The following is a 20,980-nucleotide window of genomic DNA, read 5'->3' as shown; positions in this document are numbered from 1 at the left end:
CACCTGGCACCTCACCCCCGCCAGCGCATAACCAGAAGGGGCCGCCCGGCCCGCAGCCAGACAGCCCCTCAGCAAGATCTTCACGAGCCTTCTAGCCGAGCAGCCGCGGGGAGAGGGCGCCGCAGGGCAGCAGGCCGAGCTCGGCGCCCGCGTCCCGCAGGTCGGTGAGGACCAGCTCGTCGTGCATCAGCAGCGCGGACTGCTCGGGCCAGGCGATCGCCCAGAGCCACAGACCGCGGGCCTCGCCGACGTACACCGCGCGGTCCGGCGGGGCCTCGGGCACGTGGAACATCGGGGTGGGCCGGCCGGCCGCCATCAGCTTGGCGTCGGCGGGCTTGTAGAGCGAGACGGAGTCACCCGGGTCCGGGCCGGGCAGGCCCGCGTACCGCGCGCCGAGGCCGACGCCCAGCTCCTCCGCGACCAGGATGAGCTCGCCGAAGCCGCCGAGCGGTGCCGGGCCCGAACAGGCCACCGCGGTGGCCCGGGCGCCCGAGAGGTCGTCCCCCGCGTGCGAGATGCCGGTGAAGAGCCAGCCGACCGGCAGCGGCCACGGCAGCCAGACCGGGACCTGGGAGCGGGCGACTGCGACGCCCAGTGCCTCCACGCTCGGGGGCAGCACCGGCTGCATCGGGTGCACGGCGCCGTGCTGGTCGCACTGCCAGGTGTCGGAGAACAGGCCTGGGGCGCGGACCCGACCGGCGCACCTCGGGCAGCTTGGCTCGCCCCTCATAGCCGACAACGGTCCTCCCTCCGGTCCGCCGCGTCAAGGACGGTCACCCGTACGTGGTGCGTCGCGCGGGCTGCCTCGCACGACCGGCGGGGTGCGGCCGACGGCGGGTGCGGCCTCGGTAGGGCATGTCCCGCGGGCCGTGGTGCCAAACAACCGGCTGGTCGGGGCGGTGCGCCGACACACTGACGCCCCGTCATCCACCGGTGGGGAGGACGGGGCGTCAGTCGGGTATCGGAACGTCGGACGCGGCCCTGGCCGGTCCGGCGCCGCTCAGATCGCCTTGCACGGTCTGATGTAGAGGCGCTCGCCGGTCAGCGCGGCGGCCCTCACGTACTCGCCGACGGTCTCGGCGTCGGCGATCAGGCGGTCGGTGGCGTCGCCGCGGGCGTCGTCCAGTCGGAGGATCTCGAAGCGCATGGGCCTCTCCCTTCCCGGCCCCGGGGTACGGGGCGTCGATTGCTGGGGCCGGCTCGGCCCTGGCTGGTTCGGTCGTCCGGTCGGTGCTGTCGGTGCCCGCATCGCTCCCCCGTCGGCAGTGGTGCTCCGGAGGCGCCGGCCGTGGAGCTGTGGCCTCAGTGACCACGGTGCACGGCCGGTGCTTCCAAACGGTTGCCTGTCCGTAAAGTCCCGGTTTCGGGTGACTCTCGTCGTTGAGGTCTCGGATCGGCCAACGGGGTGGGCGGGCATACTCATTCCCGGACAGAATCAAATATTACCCGAGCTAACGACTTTTGTCGCGTGGATTGTGTCGGACCGGCGGGGTCCGCCGTGGCGGGTGCGGGTGCGGGTGCGGGTGCAGGTGCGGCCCGGGGCCCGGGCGCGCGGGGTGTGGGTAGGGGTGGGGGCCCCGGGGGCGGGTCGGGGTGTAGGTGTGGGCCGGGTGCGGTCGAGTCGGGCGCTGGGGGCTCAGCCCCAGAACGCCGCCAGCGCGGCGGCCGTCGCGGCGGGCCGCTCGGCGTTGGGGGAGTGCCCCGCGCCCTCGACCGGGACGTACCGGGCACCCAGTCGCCGGGCCATCGCGGCCTGCTCGTCCACCGGCCAGGCGTAGTCCTGGACCCCGGAGAGGACCAGTGTGGGCAGTTCCACGGCGGCCAGCTCGGCCACCCGGTCCGGCGCCGAGATCAGGTGGGCGCCCGTGGTGGCCAGCGCCTGCGGGACGTTGGCCAGCCAGCGGCGGTGCAGGAAGTCGGCGATCTCCGGGCGCTGCGGGGCGCTCTGGGCCTTCTCCATCTGCTGCATGACCTGCCAGATCGGCTCCAGCTCCATGGTGGCCAGCGCGTCCACCAGGAGCTTGGTGCGGGCGGCCTCGGCCGGGTCGATGGCGCCCGGCCCGGTCGACAGCAGGGTGAGCGAGGCCCAGGGCAGCGGTCCGCCCTCGGCCGCCAGGACGGCCTCCCGGACCACCTGGCCGCCGAAGGAGTGGCCCAGCAGGTGCAGCGGTCCGCCGTCGGCCAGGGCGGCGGTGAGCGCCTGCACGTCCCGGCCCAGCTCGGCCACCGCGTAGGCGTCCGGGTCGGCCGGGCCGCCGGTCTCGTACTGGCCGCGCTGGTCGATCGCCGCGACCCGGTAGCCGGCCCCGGCGAGCGGCTCCAGGAGGGCGATGAAGTCCTCCTTGCTGCCGGTGAAGCCGGGCACCAGCAGGGCCGTGCCCCGGGCCTGGCCGGCCGGTTCGGCCAGCAGTGCGGCGAACTCCCCACGTGCGGTGGGCAGCCGCAGGGCCCGGGCGCACCCGGGCAGGGTCAGGAACGGCGGGGTGCTCATCGGTGCGGGCTCCTGTCGGTGCGGGTTCCTGCGGGGCCGGACGGGGTTCCGAGCTTAGGGCCTGCGGGGCCGGGGCCCGGGCGCACCTGACGCACCCGGCGGGCGAAAGCCGCCGGGCGGGCCGGATCAGAGGTGATCCGGCCCGCCCGGGCGGTGTGCCACGTGCGGCTCAGCCCTCCGGCGTGACCTCGACCGGCTCCGCGGCCTTGCGGGCGCGGGTGCGGCGGCGCGGGGCCGCGGCCCCGGCGGGCTCGCCGTCCTGGGCGGGGATGCTCACGACGGCCTCAGCGGCCGGCGCGGCGGCCGCCGTCTTGCGGGCCCTGGTGCGGCGCGGGGCCGGGGCCTCCGCGGCGGGAGCGGCCTCGGCGGCGGGAGCGGCCTCGGTCGGGGTCTCCACCGCGGCCTTCGGCTCCGCGGCCTTGCGGGCGCGGGTCCGGCGGCGCGGGGCGGCCTCGACCTCGGCGGCCGCGACCTCGGCGGCCGCCGCGTCGACGACGGCCTCGGCCGCCTCGACGACGGCCACGGCGGCCTTGCGGGCCCGGGTGCGGCGCGGGGCCGCGACCGTCTCGGCCGGGGCCTCGGCGGCCGGGGCGGCCGAGGCCGGGACCTCGACCGCGACGGCGGCGACGGCCTCGACGACCGGCTCCGCGGTCTTACGGGTACGGGTGCGGGTCCGGCGCGGGGCCGGGGCGGCCTCGACCGCGGCGGCCGGGGCGTCGGCGACCGGAGCGGCCTCGACGGCGGCGGGCGCGGTCTCGACCACGGCCGCACCGGCGACCTCCTCGGCGGGACGGGCGCCGCCGCGGGTGCGGCGACGCTCCCGCTGCCGGCGCGCGGGGCGCTCGGCGGCCTCCGGCTCGGGGGCCGCGACCGCCGGGCCGCTGCCGCGGCCGCCGCGCGAACGGCCGCCGCCGGCGTTGCCGCCGCGGGAGCCGCGACCGCCGGTCTCGCCGAGGTCCTCGACCTCCTCGGCGTTCAGGCCGGCCCGGGTGCGCTCGGAGCGCGGCAGCACGCCGGTGGTGCCCGGGGTGATCTTCAGCAGCTCGTAGAGGTGGGCGGAGGTGGAGTAGGTCTCCTCCGGCTCCGGGAACTTGAGGTCCAGCGCCTTGTTGATCAGCTGCCAGCGCGGGATGTCGTCCCAGTCGACCAGGGTGACCGCGGTGCCGTAGGCGCCGGCCCGGCCGGTGCGGCCGATGCGGTGCAGGTAGGTCTTCTCGTCCTCGGGGCACTGGTAGTTGATGACGTGCGTGACGCCCTCGACGTCGATGCCGCGGGCCGCGACGTCGGTGCAGACGAGCACGTCGACCTTGCCGCTGCGGAAGGCCCGCAGGGCCTGCTCGCGGGCGCCCTGGCCGAGGTCGCCGTGGACGGCGCCGGCCGCGAAGCCGCGCTTGGTCAGCTGCTCGGAGACGTCGGCCGCGGTGCGCTTGGTGCGGCAGAAGATCATCGCGAGGCCGCGGCCCTCGGCCTGCATGATCCGCGAGACCATCTCGACCTTGTCGAGCGAGTGCGCCCGGAAGACGTGCTGGGCGATGTTGGCCACGGTGTGGCCGGTGTCGTCCGGCGCCGCCGCCCGGATGTGGGTCGGCTGGCTCATGTACCGGCGGGCGAGGCTGATCACCTGGCCCGGCATGGTGGCCGAGAACAGCAGGGTCTGCCGCTTGGCGGGCAGCATCGTGATGATCTTCTCGACGTCCGGCAGGAAGCCGAGGTCGAGCATCTCGTCGGCCTCGTCCAGCACCAGCGCGCGGACCTGCGAGAGGTCCAGCTTGCGCTGGCCGGCCAGGTCGAGCAGCCGGCCCGGGGTGCCGACGATGATGTCGACGCCCTTGCGCAGCGCCTCGACCTGCGGCTCGTACGCCCGGCCGCCGTAGATGGCGAGCACCCGGACGTCGCGGACCTTGCCCGCGGTCTGCAGGTCGTTGGTGACCTGGGTGCAGAGCTCGCGGGTCGGGACGACGATGAGCGCCTGGGGGCCGTCGGAGAGCTGGTCCTCGGTGGCCCGGCCGGCGTCGACGTCGGCGCGGACGACGACCCGCTCGATCAGCGGGAGGCCGAAGCCGAGGGTCTTGCCGGTGCCGGTCTTGGCCTGGCCGATGACGTCGTGCCCGGTCAGCGCGACCGGGAGGGTCATCTCCTGGATGGGGAACGGGTGGATGATGCCGACGGCCTCCAGGGCCTCGGCGGTCTCCGGGAGGATCCCCAGGTCCCGGAAGGTGGTCTTGGTGGGTTCAGCGGTGGTGGACAGGGTGCTGCCTCTTCCATATGCGGGGGCCGAGAGCGAGAGAGCGGCGGGCGGCCCACACCGCTGCGCCGGGCCCGGTGAAGGGCCGCGCGTCACAGCTGTGGGTCGCACACCGCGCCGGTCCCTGCCGCCTGCTGACCCGCGCGACCCGGTGAAGGGCGCGTGGTCCGGCGGCGTGGGGGAGGATTCCCGTGAGGGGACGGCGCGGGACCTGCGCCGTGCGGCGCGGTCCGCGGCGGCCCTCGCTCGGCCACTGATGCGGTGCCAAGGCCCGAAGTCCAGGCCAAGGTCGGAGCCGATCGGGTCTCCGACCGGGCATCCGCGTACGTGAGGGCCTGACTCCGTACGGAGCACGTCTGCGCGGCCTGTCCTGGAGGGACGGGCCGCGCGAGTACACCAGGCCTCACTACCACCATACAGTCCAGCGCCGACTCGAACACGTGACGCGCCTTACCCGGCCGGTGGGCGGGGGCCCGGCGGGGCCGCCGACGGGCCCGCGGCGGTCTAAGGTGACGTGCCATGGAGACTCAGGAACCCGGCGAGGGCACCCCGACCGAAGCGACCATCCCGGCCGACGCCGAATCGATCGGCGACTGGGCGACCTGCGCGGCCGAGCCGGGCTACCGGGCCGCCGTGCTCGACCTGCTCGGCGCGCTCGCGTACGGCGAGCTGAGCGCCTTCGAGCGGCTGGCCGAGGACGCCAAGTTCGCCCCGGGCCTGGTCGACAAGGCGGCGCTGGCCCGGATGGCGTCGGCGGAGTTCCAGCACTACCAGCTGCTGAACGACCGGATCGCCGAGGTCGGCGCCGACCCGACCGAGGTGATGACGCCGTTCGTCGAGCCGCTGGAGGCCTTCCACCGGCTGACCGCGCCGTCGGACTGGCTGGAGGGCCTGGTCAAGGCCTACGTCGGCGACGCCATCGCGACCGACTTCTACCGCGAGGTGGCCGTCCGCCTCGACGACGACACCCGTGACCTGGTGCTCCGGGTGATGGCCGAGACCGGCCACGCGGCGTTCGCCGTGGACCGGGTCCGGCAGGCGATCGAGGACGACCCCCGGGTCGGCGGGCGGCTGGCGCTCTGGGGCCGCCGGCTGATGGGCGAGGCGCTCAGCCAGGCCCAGCGGGTGGTCGCCGAGCGCGACGCGCTGTCCAACCTGCTGGTCGGGGGCGCCCAGGTGAAGGGCTTCGACCTGGTCGAGGTCGGCAAGATGTTCAACCGGATCACCGAGGCGCACACCCGGCGGATGGCGGCCCTGGGCCTCGCCTCCTGACCCGGCCCCGGCGGACCGGCCGGGAGCGCCCGCTCAGGCGTGCCGGTGCCGGCGGTGGCCGCCGCGCCGGCGGGCCTGGTCCGGCCGGGCCAGCACCGAGACCAGCAGCACCGAGCTGACCACGGAGATCACCAGCGCCGCGGCCGCCTGCTGCCCGTCGAAGGCGTAGCGGGCGATCAGGCCGCCGAGCAGGGCGGCCACCAGGGCCGTCGCGACGGTCAGGCCCCGGCCGGCCGGGAAGTACCCCGGGCGCAGCAGCGGTGCGCCGAGGCCGACGGTGAGGCCGATCAGGGCGTAGGCGATCGTCTCCAGGTACACGGGCTGCCTCCCGGGGGTGCGATGGGTGCCGTCCCCTCGCCATACCCGGCGGGTGCCGCCGGTACGCGCCGGGCGCGAAAACGGCGGTGTCCCGTCCCTCCGGGGAGGGAGCGGGACACCGCCGTTCGACTCGGGCGCCTCAGAGGGTGCCGAAGCCCACCTTGCGGGCGGCCGGCTCGCCGATCTCCACGTACGCCAGACGCTCGGCCGGGACGAGGACGCGACGGCCGTGCTCGTCGGTGAGGGAGAGGAGCTTCTCGGTGCCCTCCAGCGCCTTGGCGACGGCGCTCGCGACCTCGTCAGCGCTCAGCGAGCTCTCGATCACGATGTCGCGGGGCGCGTTCTGCACGCCGATCTTGACCTCCACGGCTTCCATCCCTCCGGGGTTGCAACAGCCATGCGCACCACCTCGAACAGGTGTCCGCGGTCCTTGCGCCGTACGGCTTCACCATAGAGCACGGTCCGGGCCGTGCGGCGAAGGTCTGCTGATCAGCTGTCCGCGGACTCCTCGTCCTCGCCCTCGGCGCCGGGCTCCTGCGGGTGCATCGGGAAGCCCTTGAGACCGCGCCAGGCCAGGCTGGCGACCAGCCGGACCGCCTCGTCGCGGGGGATCTCCTGCCCCTGCGAGAGCCAGTAGCGGGCGGTGATCTGGGCCAGGCCGCAGACACCGACGGCCAGCAGCTTGGCCTCCGCTTCGGGCAGGTCGGTGTCCTCGGCGATCACCGTGCTGACCAGGGTGGCGCTGAGGTCGCTGGCCCGCTCCACCCGCTCGCGCACGGCGGGCTCGTTGGTCAGGTCCGACTCGAAGACCAGCCGGAAGGCGCCGGACTCGCTGGAGACGTAGTGGAAGTACGCCTCCATGGTCGCGGCGACCCGCAGCTTGTTGTCGTTGGTCGCGGCGAGGGCCTCGCGGGTGGCGTCGACCAGGGCGTCGCAGTGCTTGTCGAGGAGCGCGAGGTAGAGCTCCAGCTTGCCCGGGAAGTGCTGGTACAGCACCGGCTTGCTGACTCCGGCGCGGTCGGCGATGTCGTCCATGGCCGCAGAGTGGTACCCCTGGGCGACGAACACCTCCTGCGCGGCACCGAGCAGTTGTTCACGGCGGGCGCTTCGCGGCAGGCGAGCACCGCGCGGGCGCTCCTGCGCCTCCTGGATGGCCGTCACGGCGCTCCTCACTTCACGGTCGGACATGGCTGGCAGGGCCATTGATTCTACTTTTCGGTAACCAGGTCTGCTCCCGGTGGTGCCGAGTAAAACGCAGAAACAGCCTTGTCGGGAGCCCACAATACGGTCCGGACCCGGGCTGTCCACAGGGTGAGATCCGCCCCGGTGGCCGGTGGTGCCGGGTATCTGCTTACTACCATCGTGCTCCATGAGTGCTGATCAGCTGGGGTCCGAGTCCGAATCGTTCCGAACCGTGCGGGTGCCGGGCGCCGAGCTGGCCGTCCGCGGCCCGCTCGACGGGGCCCGGGACGGGCTGCCGGCCGCGCTGTACGTGCACGGGCTCGGCGGCTCCGCCGACAACTGGGCCGAGCTGATGACCGAGCTGGACGGCCTGGTCGCGGGCGAGGCCGTGGACCTGCCCGGCTTCGGCTGGTCCGCGCCGCCCTCGGACGGCAACCTCTCGGTCTCCGGTCACGCCCGGGCCGTGATCGGGTACCTGGAGCAGTCCGGCCGCGGGCCGGTCCACCTGTTCGGCAACTCGCTGGGCGGCGCCGTGTCGGTCCGGGTGGCCGCCGTGCGACCCGACCTCGTCCGCAGCCTGACGCTGATCTCCCCGGCGCTGCCGGAGCTGCCCCCGCAGCGCAGCGCGTGGCCGACCGGCCTGCTCGCGGTGCCCGGGCTGCCCGCGCTGCTCGGCCGGGCCCCGGACCGCCGCCGCAGCGTCGAGGCGGCCACCGACAGCCTGCTGCGGCTGGTGTACGCGGACCCGTCGGCCATACCGGCCGACCGGCGGGACCGCGCGGTGGCCGAGTACCGGCGGCGGATGGCGCTGCCGTACGCGCTGCAGGTGATGGCCGGCTCGGCGCGCGGGGTGGTCACGGCCTACACCGAGCGCGGCGACCAGTCGCTGTGGCGGCAGGCCGCGCAGGTGCGGGTGCCGGTGCTGCTGGTGTACGGCATGAAGGACAGGCTGGTGTCGTACCGCTCCGCGAAGCGGGCCTGCGAGGCCTTCGCGGACGCCCGGCTGCTGGTGCTGCCGGACTCGGGGCACGTGGCGATGATGGAACACCCGGAGCGGGTGGCCAGGGCCGTCCGGGAGTTCCTCGCGGAGGTCTGAGGGCGGTGCCCGCCCCCGGCCGGCGGCGGGCACCGGGGAGGGCTGAACGCCGGAGAACCTCCCTGGTCACGCCGGTTCACTCGTTCAGGTGGCAACCAGGCAGGTGAGCGAGGAGATGCGCCTTGCTCGTTCTACCTTCGTGCTGTCAGACCGAACAGGTGTGGGGGGAGCAGCGGCCGCCGGGTTGTGCGGCGGCCGCACGGCGGAGCCGGGTGCCGTGGCCACGGGGAGTGGCGGCGGCCCCGCCCGGGCCGCCGCCTTTCTGAGCATTGGTGTCACTGGTTGATCAGGCTCCCTGTGTCGTAGTCGTTGAACCCAGGTCGAACGCTCTGCTCTGGAGGCGTCGTGCGCATCGCTCTGCTCACCGAGGGCACATATTCGAACACTCAGCGTGGCGGCGCCTGGTGCGGCCGGCTGGCCGACGGGCTGGTCGAGCACGAGTTCCAGCTGTACCTGCTGGCCCGCGGCGAGCGGGCCGACCCGGGCGAGGCGGGCGGGCCGGCCGACCCGGGCGGGCCGGGGCCCGGGCGGCCGCCGGTGCGCGGGCTGTCGGCCGTGCACGAGCTGCCGATGTGGGGCCGTCGGCCGGCCGGCCGCGGGCCCTCGGCCCACCGCCGGCGGCTCTACCGCAGCGCCTACGAGCAGCTGGTCCGCGCCCTGGTGCTGCCGGGGGAGCGGGCGTCCTTCGGGCCGGGCCTGTACCGCCTCGCCGAGCTGACCCGGGCGGACGGCGCCCTGTCCGCCTTCCTCGCCTCCAGCCACGCCCTGCGGGTGCTGGAGACGGTCTGGCGCTCTCCGGGGGCGGACACCGCGGCCGGCCAGCCGCTGGTCCGGGACGTCCTGGTCGCGGCGGACCTGCTGGAGCAGTGCCTGCGCCCGCTGGCGGCCGACTGGTACGGCACCGGGCCGGACGGGATCGGCTCGGCCGACCTGTGCCACGTCGTCGGCGGCGGCCCGGCGGCGCTGCCCGCCCTGGTCACCAAGCAGCTGCACGGCATCCCCTTCCTGGTCACCGAGCACGGCCTGCACCTGCGCGAGCAGTACCGCAGCTACCGCACCGCGCCCTACCGCTGGCCGGTCCGGGCACTGCTGCTGTCCTTCTTCCGGCAGCTCGCCGAGGAGACCTACCGGCAGGCCGCCGTGCTCACCCCCGGCAGCGCCTACGACCAGCAGTGGCAGCAGCGCTGCGGGGCCGACCCGGCCCGGACCAGGGTGGTCCACGAGGGCACCCCCGCGGTGGCCCGGGAGGCCGCCGGGGCCGAGCCGGAGGAGCCCGTCCTGGTGTGGGCCGGCGCGCTGGAGCCCGGGCGGGACCCGGAGCTGATGCTGCACGCCTTCGCCCGGATCCGGGAGGAGCTGCCCGCGGCTCGGCTGCGGATGTACGGGGAGGAGGGCGTCCCCGGGTACCGCGCACACTGCGCCGCCATCGCCGAGCGGCTCGGCATCGCCGCGGCGGTCGCCTTCGAAGGGCGGCCCGCCGCCCCGGCCGAGGCCTGGTCGGCCGGCCGGCTGGTGGTCTTCTCGGCGCTGGCGCAACGCAGCCCGCGGCTGCTGGCCGACGCGATGCTCAGCGGGCGCGCGGTGGTCGCCACCGACGTCGGGGTGGCCCGCGAGGTGCTCGGGCCGACCGGCCTGCTGGTGCCGCCGCGCAGCCCGATGGCGCTGGCCGGCGCCTGCCTGGCCCTGCTCGGCGACGAGGAACGGCGCTCCAGACTCGGCCTGGCGGGCCGGCTGCGCGCGCAGGAACGGTTCGCGGTGGAACCGGTGGTCACCGCGTTCCGGGAGATCTACCTGGAGCTGGTCTCCCGGTGGCCGGCCTTCCCCGCGGGCGAGCGGCTGCAGCCCTTCGCCCGCCCCGCCGAGTACTGGGTGGCCGGGGCGGTGCGGCCCGGCCCGCCCGCCGCCGGCCCGTCGGCGGACCTCGCCGGTGGCGGGGTCGCCGGTCAGGGCGCCCCGGCGCCGGGCACCCTGGCCGAGGCGGTCTGATGTCCGGGCGCGGGCCACATCCGGACGAGGACGCGGAGCGGTCGGGAGCCGGCGACCGGGCCGGGCCGCCGCCCGCCGACCCGGTCCGGGAGCTGCTCTCCCGGCACCGCGAGGTCTGCGAGCAGGCCGTGGACGCGCTGGAGATCGCCGCCGCGCTGGAGGACTCCGGCATCGGGGCCGGGACGGCCGGCCACTACCGTCACGCCGACGTCTTCGGACTGGCCGAGGAGCTCTACGCCAGGGTTCCGCGCCGCCCGCCGCCACCGGGCCCGCCGGAGCGGCCCGAGCCGTGGCCGCGCGGGGTGGCCCGGGCCCTGGAGGGCGCGGTACGGCACGGGCTGCCGGCCGGGTTGCTGCTCGGCCTCGGCCTGGTGCTGCCACCGCTCGGCGGGGTGGCGTTGCTCGGTCTGCTGCTGCTCGCGGCCGTCCCGCTGGCCCGGGCCGCGCCGGTGGGCGGCGCGGCCCCGCGCTGCGGGTACGGGCTGGGGCTCGCCCTGCTGCTCGCGCCGGCGGTGCTGCCCGGGACGCGCGCGGTGGACGGGCTGCTGGCGGCGGTCGCGGTGCTGGGGCTCGGTCCGGCCGGCTGGTCGGCGCGCTGGCTGCTGCGGACCGGCCGGGGCCACCTCGGCTCGGCCGTCACCCTCGCGGAGTTCCGGGCCCGGATGCGCCCGGTGCTGCCGGTCGCCGTGCTGCTGCACCTGGCGGTGCTCGGGGTGTTGACCTTCGCCGGGCTGGCCGTGGTGGGCGCCGGGGTGCCCCGGCCGGGGCCGGCCGGAGGCGTGCTGTACGAGGCCGCGCTGCGGGCGGGCCCCGCGCAGTGGGCCGGGCAGGCCGCCGTCGCCCTGCTGCTGGTGCTGGTCACGGCGCTGGCCGTCGGCGGGCGTCCGGTGCCGGCCGTCTGGCTGCCGGTGGCGGCCGGGGTGGCCGCGCCGGTGCTCGGCGTGCTGCTGCCCCAGCTGGGCGCCGCCGGAGCGCGGCTGCTGGCCTGCGGCGGGGCGGCGGCGCTGCTGCTGCCGTACGCCTGGTCGCTGTTCGGCCGTCCCGGTGCGTACCGGGCGGTCCTCGGGCCGCCCGGTGGCTGACCGGGTGGCCCCGGTCGCCGTGCCGCGGTCGACCGTCCTGTCGAGACAACCCGCCCCGGGCGTCCGTGCCCGGGGCTTCATGGAAGGACACCCCCGATGAGGGTGCTGCTGTTGGGCGCCGACGGTTTTATCGGCCGCCGGGTCGCCGAGCGTCTGCTGGCCGATCCGGGCATGCAGGTCACGGTGCTCGGCCGACGGGACTCGGCCGACATCCGGTTCGACCTGACGGCGGGCAGCCCGGGCGCGCTGGCCCGGTTCCTGGACGCGGTGGCGCCCCAGGTGGTGGTCAACTGCGCCGGGGCGACGTACGGCACCTCGCGGTTGCTGATCCAGGCGAACACGCTGGCCGTCGCCACCGTCTGCGAGGCCATCCGGCGCAGCCGGGAGCCGGCCCGGCTGGTGCACGTCGGGTCGGCCGCCGAGTACGGGCCGGTGCAGCCGGGCGGTCCGATCCCGGAGACGGCGGAGCCCCGACCGGTCGGCCCGTACGGGGTGTCCAAGCTGGCCGGGACGGAGCTGGTGCTGGCCTCGGGGCTGGACGCCCTGGTGCTGAGGATCTTCGACGTGGTGGGGCCCGGTTCGCCGACGGCCTCGCTGTTCGGGCGGCTGGCCGAGGGACTGCGGCGGGCGCTGGAGCAGGACGAACTGCAGATCCGGATGCCGGACCTGTCGGGGTACCGGGACTTCGTGGACGTGCGGGACGTGGCCCGGGCGATCCAGTCCGCGGCGGTGTCGGCCGCCACCGGTGTGATCAACATCGGCAGCGGGCACGCCGTCCGGGCCCGGGAGGCCGCCCACCTGCTGGTCCGGGCCTCGGGGTTCGAGGGCTCGCTCGCGGAGGACGCCGGCCGGGCGGTGTACCTGCCCGCGCAGGCGGGCCCGGCCGGGGACGGCTTCCGGGGGGCGGAGCCGCGCCCGGTGCCGGAGCCGGTGGCCTGGCGGCAGGCCGACGTCCGGACCGCCCGGGACCGTCTCGGCTGGCGGACGCAGGTGCCGTTGGAGGAGTCGCTCGGTGACGTCTGGCTGGAGACCGCCTGCCGGGTCTGAGGGCTCCGACCGCCCGCCGCCGCAGGCCTGTTGGGGCCGGTCGCGGGCGGCCGGGACGGTCCCACGATCCGGTGCCGGGTGTCTCGCCCATCGGACATGCTGTCTCGGAATACCGGGGGCACGTGACACTGTTGGCGTAGGCAATACCGAACTGACGACCATCGGAGTTTCCGTGTCGCTGCCACCCCTGGTCGAGCCGGCCGCCGAGCTCACCGTCGACGAGGTCCGCAGGTACTCCCGCCACCTGATCATCCCCGACGTGGGCATGGACGGGCAGAAGCGGCTCAAGAACGCCAAGGTGCTCTGTGTCGGCGCCGGCGGCCTCGGTTCCCCCGCGCTGATGTACCTGGCCGCGGCCGGTGTCGGCACGCTCGGCATCGTCGAGTTCGACACCGTCGACGAGTCCAACCTGCAGCGCCAGATCATCCACGGCCAGTCCGACATCGGGCGCTCCAAGGCCGAGTCCGCCCGTGACTCGGTCAAGGAGATCAACCCCTACGTCGACGTGATCCTGCACGAGGACCGCCTCGACAACTCCAACGTGATGGAGATCTTCGCCGGCTACGACCTGATCGTGGACGGCACGGACAACTTCGCCACCCGGTACCTGGTGAACGACGCCGCGGTGCTGCTCGGCAAGCCGTACGTGTGGGGCTCGATCTACCGCTTCGACGGCCAGGCCAGCGTGTTCTGGGCCGACCACGGCCCCTGCTACCGCTGCCTCTACCCGGAGGCCCCGCCGCCGGGCATGGTCCCGTCCTGCGCCGAGGGCGGCGTGCTGGGCGTGCTCTGCGCGTCCATCGGCTCGATCCAGGTCACCGAGGCGATCAAGCTGCTGGCCGGGGTCGGCGAGCCGCTGGTCGGCCGGCTGATGATCTACGACGCCCTGGAGATGAACTACCGCCAGGTCAAGGTCCGCAAGGACCCGAACTGCGCGCTCTGCGGCGAGAACCCGACCGTCACCGAGCTGATCGACTACGAGGCCTTCTGCGGCGTCGTCTCGGAGGAGGCCCAGGCCGCGGCCCAGGGCGCGACCATCACCTCCAAGCAGCTCAAGGAGTGGCTGGACGAGGACGAGGACATCTTCCTGATCGACGTCCGCGAGCCCAACGAGTACGAGATCGTCTCGATCCCGGGCGCGACGCTGATCCCGAAGAACGAGTTCCTGATGGGCACCGCGCTGGAGAAGATGCCGCAGGACAAGAAGATCGTGCTGCACTGCAAGACGGGCGTGCGCTCGGCCGAGGTGCTGGCCGTCCTCAAGTCGGCCGGCTTCGGCGACGCCGTCCACCTGGGCGGCGGTGTGATCGGCTGGGTCAACCAGGTCGAGCCGCACAAGCCGGTGTACTAGCCGGAGTACCAGGGCTTGTCCGACAAGCCCTCGGGCGTGCGAAAGGGCCGCCGCCTCCCTCGGGAGGCGGCGGCCCTTTCGCCGTCCGCGCCGCGGCTGCGGCGCCGGTCAGAGTGCGTTCCTGCGCTGCAGCACGTTGTAGGAGATCCAGCCCGGCAGTACCGGCAGCCAGAAGGTCAGCAGCCGGTACAGGAAGACGGCGGGGGTGGCCGCCGAGGGCGGCACGTTGCCCACCGTCAGGGCGCCGATCAGGGCGATCTCGACCGGCCCGATGCCGCCCGGGGTGGGGATCGCCGAACCGGCCGCGTTGGCCGTCAGGAAGACCACGGCCACCGCCGAGAAGGTCATCGACCCGCCGAACGCCTGCACCGAGGCGTAGAGGCAGGAGGTGAAGCTCAGGGTCAGCAGCAGGATCCCGCCGAAGCCGCTGACCAGCTTGGACGGGGTCTGCATCAGGTCCAGCATCCGCGGCACCACGCCGAAGAACAGCGACCGGACCCTGGTCACCACGAACCGCCGCAGCGGCGCGACCGCGGCCACCACCAGGGCCAGCACGGCGGCCGTCAGCACCCCGATGATCACCGCCCGGGAGGCGCCCAGGTCCCCGTTGGTCTGGCTGCCGGTGATCAGACCGAAGCCGAACAGCAGCAGCAGGTGCCCGCCCAGACCGGCCAGCTGGGAGGCGCCGACGCTGGCCACCGCCTGACCGGGACGGATCCCGGCCTTCTGCAGGTAGCGGGTGTTGAGCGCGATCCCGCCGATCGCCGCGGGCGCCACCAGCTTGACGAACGATCCGGCCAGCTGCGCCGCCACCGTCCGCTTGAACGGCAGCCGCTCGGGCACGAAACCGGTCAGGCTCATCGCCGCCGCGACGTAGCTCACCGCCGAGGCGAGCAGCGCCGCGCAGGCCCAGGCCCAGTTCATCTGGGACAGCTTCAACTGGCCCGGCTGGATGGTGGTCAGCGCGAGGTAGGCCGCGAAGGTCAGCGCGATGACCATGATCAGCGTCTTCGGCTTGAGCCGCTCCAGCTTCGCCGGAGCCATCGGCGCCTCGGGCGCGATCTGCAGGATCTGGCCGCGGATCCGGCTCAGCAGATCCTCGCCGGCCACCGCGATGTCCTCCTCGGCCTGCTCCTGGGTCCGCTCGCCCGCGGCGACCTGCTCCAGGGCCAGCGCCTGGGCGGCGGCCTTGCGTTCCTTGGTCATCCGCTGGAGGTCGACCCGGGTCGAGCGGCTCAGCCCGACCGGCTGGAGCAGCGGCAGCGCCGCCGCGACCCGCTCCGGCCCGAGCACCCGGGTGGCCACCGCCACCGACCGCTCCGGGCCGATCCGCAGCGCGAAGGTGGTGAGCAGCTGGGCGACGTCGATCCGCAGGGTCAGGTCGCCGGCCGCGATGTCACCCCCGGAGAGGTTGACCAGGCAGCCGGTCTTCTCGTCCATCACCAGCAGCGACTCGCCGGTGAGGCGGCGGTGCGCGATCCGCCGCTCGTGCAGGGCCCCGACCGACTGCCAGAGGGAGGCCATCACGTCGTCCGTGACCTCCTCCTGCGTGAGCTCGTCCAGCGTCCGGCCGGAGACGTTCTGGTAGACCAGGATCGCCGCGTCCGGGCCGAGCTCCGAGGTGGCCACCAGCTGCGGGGCACGGGCGCCGGAGGCGGCGGCCGCGTACGCGATCAGCGCCTCCTGCTCCAGCGCCTGGCGCAGCGACTGGGGGCTGCGCCGCACGGCCACCGACCGCAGCCGCAGCCGCCGCCAGGCCCGGTAGAAGAACCCGGAGGCCTGCTGCTCGCGGTCGATGATGTGGACGTCGAGCAGCGGCCCGTCCTGCTGGGTGACCAGGTAGCGGCGGGTGTCGCCGGGGGCGTCGTGCGCGCGGTGCGCGGCGGACGGGGTGAAGCCGACCTTGCGGAGCCCGATCAGCAGGGTCTTGCCGGTCGGCCGGATGTTGGGCGAGCCGATCGCGTACAGCGTGCCGTACGCCACGGACCAGCCGATCAGGACGGTCAGCAGCAGGGAGAGCGGGGTGGTGTAGCCGCTGATCAGCTCGGTCGTGCCGCTGAGGATGACCACTATCCACAGCGCCACCCGCCAGCGCGGGCGGCTCGACATGCCGACGGCCGTCATGTAGGCGATCACCGGGGCCAGGTAGCCGTGCACCGGGTCGGTGAGGGTGTCGCCGGAGGCGTCCCGCAGCTGGGTGAGGGCGTCCCGGACGGTGCCGGGGGCGCCGGCCGCCACCCACCAGTCGATGCCCAGCGAGACCCCGTAGGCGAGCACCGAGGCGAGCACGCCGTCGGCGACCCGCAGGCCGTCCCGTTTGATCAGCCGTTCCACCGCGAAGGCCAGCGGCACGGCCAGCACGGCCACGCTGGAGACCAGCGCGGCGATGGTGCTGAGCAGGCTGGGGACCTTGTCGGTGTTGTTCGCGATGTCGTTCTCGATGCCGGTGGTCGTCGCGACCGCGACCTGGGCCAGCACGAGGACGGCGACGATGCCGAGCAGCCCGGCGATGAACCGGAGCAGGTCGGACGGGCGGTGCGCGCGGGGCGGCAGCAGCGGTTCGTCGACGGCCAGCCGGTGTTCGGCGTGCTCCGGCGCGGCCGGCTCGTCGCCCGCGGGCTCCGGTTGCGGCCGGGCCTGCCGGGGGGTGCGCGGGACCGGGGCCTTGTCCAGCGAGACGGCCTCGGGTTCGGTGTGTTCGGGGCCCGCAGAACCGTCGGTGGCGGACTCGTCCGAGCCCTTGTCCACGTTCACGTCTGCCGTCCCGGTCATCTGGTCTTGTCCTTGTATCACCACGCGCTGCCCCGAAGATGCTGCCATGCCGCGGCGTCCGGTGCTGGACAGGGGGCGCATCGGGCGCGGCGGATCATCCGCGAGGGGTCCCGAAATCGACCGGATGCGGAAGAATGCGGCAGATGAGCGAGCCCACCGAGCGCCACCCTGCGGGCGCCGAGCACGACCTGCCGCCGTTCGCCGAGGCCGTGCTCGACCTCACCGAGCGGATCCCGCCCGGCCGGGTCATGACGTACGGGGACGTCGCCGAGTACCTGGGCCAGGGCGGTCCGCGCCAGGTCGGCCGGGTGATGGCGCTGTACGGCGCGGCGGTGCCCTGGTGGCGGGTGATCCGCGCCGACGGGCGGCCGCTGCCGGGCCACGAGCACCGGGCGCTGCCGGAGTACCGGACGGAGGGCACCCCGCTGCGCGCGGTGGCCGGCGAGCCGCGGGTCGACCTGCGGCAGGCCCGCTGGGACGGCCGGTAGCGCGCCCGCCCGGGCACGCCCCCGATCCGGCCGAACCGGGTGCGCGGGCGGGAATGACGGGGCAGGATCGTAGGCTCGATACGGGCGGGCCCGGCGCGGCCCGCCCCGACGCTGACCGAAGCACCACCGCAGTACGACCGTTCTGGACCGCATTGACCTCCCCTTTCCGCCTGGTGCGCAACCCGCTCGCCCAGCCCGCCCCGCCTGTCCTGGACCAGTATCAGCAGGCGGTGGTCGAGCACGCCTCGGGCCCGCTGCTGGTCCTGGCCGGCCCCGGCACGGGGAAGACCACCACGCTGGTGGAGGCCGTCGCCCGCCGGATCGCCGACGGCACCGACCCGGAACGGATCCTGGTCCTCACCTTCAGCCGCAAGGCGGCGATGGAGCTGCGCGACCGGATGACCGCGCGGGTCGGCAACGGCCTCGCCCCGCAGGCGACCACCTTCCACTCGTTCTGCTACGCGCTGCTGCGGGCCCACCAGAGTCCCGAGGAGTACGCCGAGCCGCTGCGCCTGCTCTCCGGCCCGGAGCAGGACGTGATGGTCCGCGAGCTGCTGGCCGGTGACGCCGAGGACGCCCGGCTGGGTGTCGGCCGGATCGGCTGGCCGCTCGACCTGCGGGCCTGCCTGACCACCCGCGGGTTCGCCGACGAGGTCCGAGCGGTGCTCGCGCGCAGCCGTGAGCTCGGCCTCGGCGAGGCGGAGCTGTCCCGGTTCGCCGACGGCGTGCAGCGCCCGGACTGGGCCGCCGCCGCCCACTTCCTCGCGGACTACCTGGACGTGCTGGACCTGCGCGGGGTGCTCGACTACGCCGAGCTGGTGCACCGCGCGGTGCTGCTCGCCGAGCGCCCCGAGGTGCGGGAGCAGCTGCGGCAGCGGTACGAGGTGGTCTTCGTCGACGAGTACCAGGACACCGACCCGTCCCAGGTGCGGCTGCTGCGGCAGCTGGCCGGCGACGGCCGGGACCTGGTCGCGGTCGGCGACCCCGACCAGTCGATCTACGCCTTCCGCGGCGCCGACATCAACGGCATCCTCGACTTCCCGCAGACCTTCCGGCGGACCGACGGCGGGCCCGCCGAGGTCAGGGTGCTGCGGGTCTCGCGCCGCTCCGGCGCCGTGCTGCTCGCCGCCTCCCGGGAACTGGCCCGCCGGATGCCGATGGGCCGGCTCCCGGCGGACAAGCTCGCCCAGCACCGCGCGCTGCTGCCCGCCCGGGAGGGCGGAGCCGTCGAGGTGTACACCTGCCCGACGCCCGGCACCGAGCTGGACACCATCGCCGACCTGCTGCGTCGCGCGCACCTGGAGGACGGCGTGCCCTGGGGCGAGATGGCGGTGCTGGTCCGGGCCGGCGCCCGCTCCATCCCGGGCGTCCGCCGGGCGCTGACCTCCGCCGGGGTGCCGCTGGAGATCGACGGTGACGACCTGCCGCTGCGCGAGGAGCCGGCCGTCACCCCGCTGCTGCTGGCCCTGCGGGTCTGCGCCGAGCCCGTCGAGACGCTCACCGTGGAGCTCGCCCACGCCCTGCTCACCGGCCCGCTCGGTGGGCTGGACGGCTCCGACCTGCGGCGCCTCGGCCGGGCGCTGCGCGAGGAGGAGCGCCTCGCGCTGCGCGCGGCGGCCCGGGCGGCCGAGCGCGGTGCCGACGCGCCCGAGGACGGCGCGTGGGACCTCGTCGAGCCCGAGGCCGAGCCGGAGTACGACGCCGAGCCCGAGCGGGAGTACGAGGTCGAGCCCGAGCCTGAGTACGACGCCGAGCCCGAGCGGGAGGGGCTGCCGCGCCCGGCCGTCCCCGCCCAGCGGCGTGAGGGTGCCCGCGGGCCGGTCCCGAGGGCGCCGCGCGCCGCCGGGGAGCTGATCCGCGAGGCGCTGGCCGAGCCGGAGCGGCTGGTCGCGATGGAGCCGCTGTACGCCCGCCGGGCGCGCGACCTGGGCACGCTGCTGCGCAAGGTCCGGGAGCTGCTGGCCGGCGGAGGCAGCGCGGAGGAGGCGCTCTGGGAGCTGTGGGACGGCAGCCGCCGCTGGCGGGAGCGGCTGGAGCGGGCCGCCCTGCGCGGCGGCGCGGGCGGCCGCAACGCCGACCGCGACCTGGACGCGCTGTGCGCCCTGTTCGAGACCGCGGCCCGGGCCGAGGAGCAGGTCGCCGGCCACCGCGGCGCGGCCGAGCTGCTGGCCGAGCTGGAGGCCCAGGACATCGCCGCCGACACCCTGACGGTCCGGGCCGTGCGCCCGGACGCCGTCCGGCTGATGACCGCGCACCGCTCCAAGGGCCTGGAGTGGCGGTTGGTCGTGGTGGCCGGGGTGCAGGAGGGCCTGTGGCCCGACCTGCGCCGCCGTGGCTCGCTGCTGGAGGCGGACCGGATCGGCCGGGACGGCCTGGCCGAGCCGCTCTCCCCGGCCGCGCTGCTCGGCGAGGAGCGCAGGCTGTTCTACGTGGCCGCCACCCGCGCGAAGGAACGGCTGGTCGTCACCGCGGTCAGGGCCCAGTCCGAGGACGGTGACGAGCCGTCCCGCTTCCTGCGCGAGCTCTACCGCGAGGAGCTCGACCCGCGGACCGGACGGGTACGCGCCCGGACCCCGCAGGTCACCGTCGAGGACGTCACCGGCCGCCCGCGCCGGCCGCTGTCGGTGGCGGCGCTGGTCGCCGAGCTGCGGGCGGTCACCGTCGACCCGGCGGCGGCGCCGGGGCTGCGGCAGGCCGCCGCCGAGCGGCTCGCGCTGCTGGCGGCCGCCGCCGACGAGGACGGCGTGCCGCTGGTGCCGGCCGCGCACCCGGACCGCTGGTGGGGGCTGCTCGACCAGAGCGCCGCCCCCGAGCCGCTGCGCGAGCCGGGGGTGCCGGTGCGGCTGTCCGGCAGCGGGCTGGAACAGCTGGAGAGCTGCGCCCTGCAGTGGTTCCTGGACAAGGACGTGAAGGCGGCCACCGCCACCACCGCCGCCCAGGGCTTCGGGAACGTGGTGCACGCGCTGGCCGACGAGGTCGGCTCCGGCCGTACCCCGGCGGACCTCGCGGTCCTGATGGAGCGGCTGGACACGGTCTGGGACGCGCTGGCGTTCGACGCGCCGTGGAAGTCCCAGCAGGAGAAGACCGAGGCCCGCTCGGCCCTGGAGCGCTTCCTGCACTGGCACGTCCTGGAGCGGGACCGCACCACGGTGGCCACCGAGCACGGCTTCGACCTGACCCTGACCGTCGGCGGGGTCGCCGTCCGGATCCGCGGTTCGATGGACCGGGTCGAGCAGGACGCGGTGGGCCGCGCGTACGTGGTCGACTTCAAGACCGGCAAGCGGATCCCCACCGACAAGTCGTTGCCCGAGCACAAGCAGCTGGCCGTCTACCAGCTGGCCGTCCGCAACGGCGCGCTCGACGGGCTGCCCGGCTTCCCCGAGGGGGCCGCGGCCGGCGGCGCGGAGCTGGTCCACCTGCGGGAGCCCGCCAAGCGGGACGCCGAGGGGCCGAAGGTCCAGCACCAGGGCCCGCCGGACGGCGAGCCGTGGATCGAGAACCTGCTGGCCGACGCGGCCGGCCGGGTGCTGGCCGAGCGCTTCGTGCCGACCGCGGGCGAGAACTGCGCCCGGTGCTCCTTCCGCGCCAGCTGCTCCGCCCAGCGGGACGGCCGCCAGCTGGTCGAGTGACCCGCGCTGTCGGTGGTTGCG

At 75.2% G+C, this 20,980-nt stretch carries 15 protein-coding genes and 1 pseudogene; 8 read left to right on the top strand and 8 right to left on the bottom strand.

Annotated features, from left to right (window positions below):
* Positions 1-91: 91 nt before the first annotated feature.
* The 4 genes and pseudogenes from ACIOFR_RS13285 to ACIOFR_RS13270 form a co-directional block, all read right to left on the bottom strand.
* Positions 92-730, bottom strand: coding sequence for a DUF6758 family protein (locus ACIOFR_RS13285; protein WP_371498937.1), 639 nt, complete (start codon positions 728-730; stop codon positions 92-94).
* A gap of 270 nt (positions 731-1,000) precedes the next feature.
* Positions 1,001-1,147, bottom strand: coding sequence for a hypothetical protein (locus tag ACIOFR_RS13280; RefSeq protein WP_400995829.1), 147 nt, complete (start codon positions 1,145-1,147; stop codon positions 1,001-1,003).
* A gap of 489 nt (positions 1,148-1,636) precedes the next feature.
* Positions 1,637-2,491, bottom strand: coding sequence for an alpha/beta fold hydrolase (locus ACIOFR_RS13275; protein WP_400995826.1), 855 nt, complete (start codon positions 2,489-2,491; stop codon positions 1,637-1,639).
* A 175-nt stretch (positions 2,492-2,666) separates the two neighbouring features.
* Positions 2,667-4,832, bottom strand: a pseudogene (locus ACIOFR_RS13270) (DEAD/DEAH box helicase); the annotation flags it as partial.
* Between the two features lie 423 nt (positions 4,833-5,255).
* Here ACIOFR_RS13270 and ACIOFR_RS13265 point away from each other — a divergent pair.
* Positions 5,256-6,008: a ferritin-like fold-containing protein gene (locus ACIOFR_RS13265; RefSeq protein ID WP_400995823.1), complete on the top strand. Its 753-nt coding sequence runs from the start codon at positions 5,256-5,258 to the stop codon at positions 6,006-6,008.
* 33 nt (positions 6,009-6,041) lie between these two features.
* On the opposite strand, the gene ACIOFR_RS13260 is transcribed toward ACIOFR_RS13265, so the two are convergent.
* From ACIOFR_RS13260 to ACIOFR_RS13250, 3 genes are all read right to left on the bottom strand, one after another.
* Entirely contained in the window at positions 6,042-6,326 is a 285-nt protein-coding gene (locus ACIOFR_RS13260) for a hypothetical protein (RefSeq protein WP_400995820.1), read from the bottom strand.
* Between the two features lie 139 nt (positions 6,327-6,465).
* Positions 6,466-6,693, bottom strand: a complete 228-nt coding sequence (locus ACIOFR_RS13255; protein ID WP_371498943.1) for a DUF3107 domain-containing protein — start codon at positions 6,691-6,693, stop codon at positions 6,466-6,468.
* Positions 6,694-6,815: 122 nt separating this feature from the next.
* On the bottom strand, positions 6,816-7,487 hold the full coding sequence (locus ACIOFR_RS13250) for a TetR/AcrR family transcriptional regulator (protein ID WP_400995816.1): 672 nt from the start codon (positions 7,485-7,487) through the stop codon (positions 6,816-6,818).
* Between the two features lie 208 nt (positions 7,488-7,695).
* Between ACIOFR_RS13250 and ACIOFR_RS13245 the strand changes: the two genes are divergently transcribed.
* The 5 genes from ACIOFR_RS13245 to moeZ all read left to right on the top strand — a co-directional run bounded on the left by ACIOFR_RS13245 (position 7,696) and on the right by moeZ (position 14,070).
* Positions 7,696-8,604: an alpha/beta fold hydrolase gene (locus ACIOFR_RS13245; RefSeq protein WP_400995814.1), complete on the top strand. Its 909-nt coding sequence runs from the start codon at positions 7,696-7,698 to the stop codon at positions 8,602-8,604.
* 345 nt (positions 8,605-8,949) lie between these two features.
* Positions 8,950-10,590 carry a DUF3492 domain-containing protein gene (locus tag ACIOFR_RS13240; RefSeq protein ID WP_400995811.1) on the top strand — a complete coding sequence of 547 codons (1,641 nt, stop codon included), beginning with the start codon at positions 8,950-8,952 and terminating at the stop codon, positions 10,588-10,590.
* Positions 10,590-11,672 carry a hypothetical protein gene (locus ACIOFR_RS13235; RefSeq protein ID WP_400995808.1) on the top strand — a complete coding sequence of 361 codons (1,083 nt, stop codon included), beginning with the start codon at positions 10,590-10,592 and terminating at the stop codon, positions 11,670-11,672. Before ACIOFR_RS13240 ends, ACIOFR_RS13235 begins: the two co-directional genes overlap by 1 nt.
* Positions 11,673-11,768: 96 nt before the next feature.
* On the top strand, positions 11,769-12,719 hold the full coding sequence (locus tag ACIOFR_RS13230) for an NAD-dependent epimerase/dehydratase family protein (protein ID WP_400995806.1): 951 nt from the start codon (positions 11,769-11,771) through the stop codon (positions 12,717-12,719).
* A gap of 172 nt (positions 12,720-12,891) precedes the next feature.
* Entirely contained in the window at positions 12,892-14,070 is a 1,179-nt protein-coding gene (moeZ, locus tag ACIOFR_RS13225) for an adenylyltransferase/sulfurtransferase MoeZ (RefSeq protein WP_400995804.1), read from the top strand.
* 108 nt (positions 14,071-14,178) lie between these two features.
* Here the strand turns inward: moeZ and ACIOFR_RS13220 are convergent, their stop codons facing one another.
* Complete coding sequence (locus ACIOFR_RS13220) at positions 14,179-16,842, bottom strand: flippase-like domain-containing protein (protein WP_400995801.1); 2,664 nt, start codon at positions 16,840-16,842, stop codon at positions 14,179-14,181.
* 143 nt (positions 16,843-16,985) lie between these two features.
* On the opposite strand from ACIOFR_RS13220, the gene ACIOFR_RS13215 reads away from it, so the two are divergent.
* Positions 16,986-17,330 (top strand): MGMT family protein, encoded by a 345-nt coding sequence (locus ACIOFR_RS13215; protein ID WP_400995799.1) that lies wholly within the window; start codon positions 16,986-16,988, stop codon positions 17,328-17,330.
* A 152-nt stretch (positions 17,331-17,482) separates the two neighbouring features.
* Positions 17,483-20,959, top strand: a complete 3,477-nt coding sequence (locus tag ACIOFR_RS13210) for an ATP-dependent helicase (protein WP_400995797.1) — start codon at positions 17,483-17,485, stop codon at positions 20,957-20,959.
* Positions 20,960-20,980: the final 21 nt, after the last annotated feature.

The organism is Kitasatospora sp. NPDC088346 (assembly GCF_044740765.1).
Classification (GTDB): domain Bacteria; phylum Actinomycetota; class Actinomycetes; order Streptomycetales; family Streptomycetaceae; genus Kitasatospora.
Note: the sequence above shows the minus strand (reverse complement) of the source record. Positions and strands in the feature narration are given on the sequence as shown.

Coding starts and splice junctions, on each gene's coding strand:
- ACIOFR_RS13235 (WP_400995808.1), top strand. CDS start 10,590: ATGTCCGGGCGCGGGCCACATCCGGACGAGGACGCGGAGCGGTCGGGA.
- ACIOFR_RS13220 (WP_400995801.1), bottom strand. CDS start 16,842: ATGACCGGGACGGCAGACGTGAACGTGGACAAGGGCTCGGACGAGTCC.
- ACIOFR_RS13280 (WP_400995829.1), bottom strand. CDS start 1,147: ATGCGCTTCGAGATCCTCCGACTGGACGACGCCCGCGGCGACGCCACC.
- ACIOFR_RS13215 (WP_400995799.1), top strand. CDS start 16,986: ATGAGCGAGCCCACCGAGCGCCACCCTGCGGGCGCCGAGCACGACCTG.
- ACIOFR_RS13265 (WP_400995823.1), top strand. CDS start 5,256: ATGGAGACTCAGGAACCCGGCGAGGGCACCCCGACCGAAGCGACCATC.
- ACIOFR_RS13245 (WP_400995814.1), top strand. CDS start 7,696: ATGAGTGCTGATCAGCTGGGGTCCGAGTCCGAATCGTTCCGAACCGTG.
- ACIOFR_RS13230 (WP_400995806.1), top strand. CDS start 11,769: ATGAGGGTGCTGCTGTTGGGCGCCGACGGTTTTATCGGCCGCCGGGTC.
- ACIOFR_RS13285 (WP_371498937.1), bottom strand. CDS start 730: ATGAGGGGCGAGCCAAGCTGCCCGAGGTGCGCCGGTCGGGTCCGCGCC.
- ACIOFR_RS13275 (WP_400995826.1), bottom strand. CDS start 2,491: ATGAGCACCCCGCCGTTCCTGACCCTGCCCGGGTGCGCCCGGGCCCTG.